This is a genomic window from Stenotrophomonas sp. SMYL20 (genome assembly GCF_036320045.1).
Classification (GTDB): domain Bacteria; phylum Pseudomonadota; class Gammaproteobacteria; order Xanthomonadales; family Xanthomonadaceae; genus Stenotrophomonas; species Stenotrophomonas maltophilia_A.
This window is the reverse complement of the sequence record NZ_JAWIRT010000054.1, coordinates 1-1,187: the sequence shown is the minus strand read 5'-3', so window position 1 is coordinate 1,187 and position 1,187 is coordinate 1. Positions and strand designations below refer to the sequence as shown.

Annotated in this window: 4 protein-coding genes; all 4 read right to left on the bottom strand. The window is 69.8% G+C overall.

What is annotated here, in order from left to right; all coding sequences use genetic code 11:
• Window positions 1–154: 154 nt before the first annotated feature.
• From V3B48_RS21300 to V3B48_RS21285, 4 genes are read right to left on the bottom strand one after another with little or no spacing between them, the layout of a single operon-like run.
• Window positions 155–481 carry a hypothetical protein gene (locus V3B48_RS21300; RefSeq protein WP_329894413.1) on the bottom strand — a complete coding sequence of 109 codons (327 nt, stop codon included), beginning with the start codon at window positions 479–481 and terminating at the stop codon, window positions 155–157.
• The gene (locus V3B48_RS21295; RefSeq protein WP_329894412.1) at window positions 478–750 is read right to left on the bottom strand and encodes a hypothetical protein; all 273 of its coding nucleotides are present in this window, start codon (window positions 748–750) and stop codon (window positions 478–480) included. The genes V3B48_RS21300 and V3B48_RS21295 overlap by 4 nt, the downstream gene beginning before the upstream one ends.
• On the bottom strand, window positions 747–962 hold the full coding sequence (locus V3B48_RS21290) for a hypothetical protein (protein ID WP_329894411.1): 216 nt from the start codon (window positions 960–962) through the stop codon (window positions 747–749). Before V3B48_RS21290 ends, V3B48_RS21295 begins: the two co-directional genes overlap by 4 nt.
• Window positions 959–1,150 carry a hypothetical protein gene (locus tag V3B48_RS21285; protein WP_099553137.1) on the bottom strand — a complete coding sequence of 64 codons (192 nt, stop codon included), beginning with the start codon at window positions 1,148–1,150 and terminating at the stop codon, window positions 959–961. The genes V3B48_RS21290 and V3B48_RS21285 overlap by 4 nt, the downstream gene beginning before the upstream one ends.
• Window positions 1,151–1,187: the final 37 nt, after the last annotated feature.

Sequence of the window (1,187 nt, the reverse complement as noted above, 5' to 3'; positions counted from 1 at the left end):
TGGAGGTCTTCCCAGCAGCGCCATGCGAAGAACACGGCGCCGATGGCGCAGGCGAGGGCGACGGCGTCGAGCTGGTTGCGCAGGGCCCAAGCGAGCAGGGCGAGGAGCAGGCCGACGGCGACGGCGCAGAAGAAGGGCAGGGCCAGGTGGCGCATTACTCGTTCTCCTGTTCGCTGGTGGTCTCGGCCGGCGCGGGCGCCGGGCCGGCGGGCGCGCTGATGGGCGGGATGCCGACGGCCATGGCGGTGAAGAAGTCCGGTTCGGTCGAGGCGTCACAGGGGATGCCCCATCTAGCCTTGTATGCAGCGATGAAGTCGGCGGGGAACTCCGACCGCCAGCCACAGCGGCAGCGAAACTGCGCGCCGTCCCACGTGGTTCGCGGAAGACCTGCAGTGCACATCAGTGCTTCGCCGCAGTAGGGCGTGTAGCCCTCTCGTTCCAGAAGGTTCTTCCGCACTGTGGTGGTGGCCAGAGCGTTCATTCGGCACCGCCTTTGACGCGGGCGAGCGCAATGGCGCGCCGCCCCCAGGCTTCCCGCGCCGCCTCGAACGATTCGTGATCGCTCGGCGAGTGGAGCCACCGGTCACGCGCTTGGTCGTAGTCCTCATCGGCCTGCACGAGTGCGTCAATGTCCTGAGCTGCTTCCTGCAGTGCTTCCGCGTAGCGGCGGGTGTCTGCGCCGTCGTCTGCGGCACCGTGCAACGCGCTGACTGCGTGGCGGATTGCCGCGATCTTGGAGGGGGCGCTCATGCAGCACCTGCCTGTGCGCGCGCTACACGGCGAGCGGCGGCGACAGCACCTGCAGCGCTCTTGCCCTGCCGCAGGACGGCATTGGCGGCGAAGCTGGCGGCTGCGATGACCTGGTTGGGGAGGAGGCCCCAGCGGCGCCCGGCGCGGGCGACGATGCCTGCGGCTGCAGCGGCGCGCTGAGCGTTGGAGTGGTGGACGAGGGCGGCGCTCATGCGGCGGCGTCCTGGAGCGCTGCGCGCAGCTGCTTGGCTGCAGCCTGCAGCTGGTGTGCGTGCTGCTCGGCCTCGTCGGCGGTGAGGTGCAGGCGGGCAGCGCCCATGTCTGCGATGACGCGTTCGCTGACGTGGTCAGCGGTGACTTTCATCTCTGCCGATCGGCAGCCCAAGGAAAGGGTGGCCATGCTGGAATCTCCTGCCGCCGGCCCCGGGGTGGGGCTT